The sequence below is a fragment of the Leyella stercorea genome (genome assembly GCF_021531355.1).
In the GTDB taxonomy this organism is placed as follows: Bacteria; Bacteroidota; Bacteroidia; order Bacteroidales; family Bacteroidaceae; genus Prevotella.
Genome location: NZ_JADYTS010000139.1, coordinates 1 through 2,156 on the forward strand (window position 1 = coordinate 1; position 2,156 = coordinate 2,156).

Here is a 2,156-nt window from a genome sequence, read left to right on the forward strand (position 1 = left end):
TGAAAGCTGCTACTAACGACTCATAAATCTACCCTTAATCGTGTATTGGATGATAGTTGCGGATTTTAGGTTACTTAAATTTGTTAGAACCAATATTTATCACTAAATTTGTAGCATAATATATATTTAGTCACAATTAAAATTTCATTCGTATGAATTTACTTAAAGTATTGATGTTTGTTTTTGTCTCGTCTTTAGTTTGTCAAAATGCTTACCCCCAACAGGATAAGTTCGATTCTGAATTGGGACTTTTCCTAAAGGAAAAGAATTATGAAGCAATTCAATTAGGTAGATTTATTACTGGTCATCTCTATCTCACAGCTGAAGTGAATGGAACCAATGCCACTTTTGTTTTAGATACAGGTGCAGGATCTACTGTAATGGAAGAAAAAAAGGAATCGAAATTTAATTTAACGACATCTCTTTCTGAATCAAAAGCCGTTGGTGCAGGAGGCAATAATTTGGCACTTAAGGAAACTTCAATTAAGAATTTCTGCATAAAAAATTATGTTTTACACGATTACAAAATACATCTAATGAATCTTGACCATGTTAATAATGCTTTCAAGAAAGTTGGAATAGCAGAAATAGATGGCGTCATAGGTGCTGACATTTTGATAAGCGGAAAGGCTGTCATTGATTATGAGAAACTGATTTTATACCTCAAAAAATAATTATCCCTCATTTCTCATACTATCTCTCATAATTTTTGTTGTTGACAGTCTGTGTATTACGGCAAAATCATGAGAGATTGAGAGATAAATAGCAAAAACAAAGTCAATCAAACAGACTTGCTGAAAACAGATAAAAGTTAAGCATATTGATATAGAACATAGAGACAAAGCAATAGAGGTGCAAATGAATGGAATGAGAAATCACCACCAGTTGCGCCTACCAATGCGGTGTCGAATACCTTGCCTGGTATCTTAACCTCTGGAAAGTGTGTTGATTTTTTCATTTTCACAAGAGGAAACTTCTATGTGAGTTACTTACTTTGAGGTAACTATTGCTGATCATCAAGAGTTAAGATTTTTGCTATTTATTATACTTTAACTCGGAAAGTTGAATCACATCAAGAAAGTTGGTTACTTTGCATACTATTAGTGAGAGTAAAGCAATTACAAACATATCTGAAAAGAAATAATTATGAACAATCAGATTACAGACACTATCATTCAAGATTGTCCCATTCGCAACGTATTGTCACATATCTGTGGCAAATGGTCATTGCTTGTCATCTACGTGATGCACTAGAATGACAGCATTCGCTTCAATGCTCTCAACCGAGCCATTCCCGACATTTCGCAAAAGGTACTGACCTCCACCCTCCGCTCATTGGAGAAGGATGGTTTTATCACCCGACAAGTCTATGCCGAAGTTCCACCGAGAGTGGAATATTCGCTTACAGATCGTGCACGCTCATTCATTCCTGTGGTGGAAAACATGATTGTATGGGCACAGGATAATATGGCAGGTATCTTGAAAGACAGGAATAAGCAACGGTAAAATCTGTTATGTAACGAATTTTGCCAAAGGCTACATTATCATCCATGGAAATCATATCTACCATTAGCAGGCTCATCAATAGGGATTATATCATTGGAGCATGGTGCTTTCAGGTTCTTCAATGTGCTGTAGTCCAAGCCTTCAAACGGTTTTGGGAACAAAGCCTTGATAAAGGATATTCGCATTGCCATTGTGTAATCACGCTTACCCAAACGTTCTGCGATATTCCACACGAAGTGTCTTAAAGGAATATTCTCAACCGTCTCCTTGAAACGGTTTATTGCTATCGGGGTATAGTTGGTGTCGTTGCTCCATTCCTTGACTGCCTCAATTACCTTGTACAAATCTTCCTCATACAGAAACCTTGACATGGTACGATGCACATAGTCAAGTACGGCCCTCGTTCGTTTTTCCTTTATCTCCTGTGCTTCTTTTTCTTGTGCCTCTACACACTTGGCATAGTCCTCATGACTGTATTGTGCAGACTCTGTTTGTGGTAATGTTTGCTTTGGCTGTTCTTGTTCTGTTGCTGGCTCTGCTTCTACAACGTTTTTCTTTGTCTTGCTGTTGCTACCAGTGGTCATCAGTTCATAGGGATAATTCACCATAGAAATGAATATCGCCCAAAGCAGGATGTTGCTCCCTACAAA

At 37.4% G+C, this 2,156-nt stretch carries 4 protein-coding genes; 2 read left to right on the plus strand and 2 right to left on the minus strand.

Translation table 11 applies throughout. The annotated features are described in order from the left end of the window. The first annotated feature begins 152 nt into the window (after positions 1-152). Complete coding sequence (locus I6E38_RS14600; protein ID WP_235394670.1) at positions 153-674, plus strand: retropepsin-like aspartic protease; 522 nt, start codon at positions 153-155, stop codon at positions 672-674. Positions 675-811: 137 nt separating this feature from the next. Here the strand turns inward: I6E38_RS14600 and I6E38_RS14605 are convergent, their stop codons facing one another. Continuing rightward, entirely contained in the window at positions 812-958 is a 147-nt protein-coding gene (locus tag I6E38_RS14605; RefSeq protein ID WP_235394671.1) for a hypothetical protein, read from the minus strand. A gap of 305 nt (positions 959-1,263) precedes the next feature. On the opposite strand from I6E38_RS14605, the gene I6E38_RS14610 reads away from it, so the two are divergent. Further along, positions 1,264-1,506 (plus strand): winged helix-turn-helix transcriptional regulator, encoded by a 243-nt coding sequence (locus I6E38_RS14610; RefSeq protein ID WP_374685171.1) that lies wholly within the window; start codon positions 1,264-1,266, stop codon positions 1,504-1,506. 38 nt (positions 1,507-1,544) lie between these two features. On the opposite strand, the gene I6E38_RS14615 is transcribed toward I6E38_RS14610, so the two are convergent. Then, positions 1,545-2,156 (minus strand): hypothetical protein (locus I6E38_RS14615; protein ID WP_235394672.1); only part of this gene is annotated, 612 nt, incomplete at its 5' end.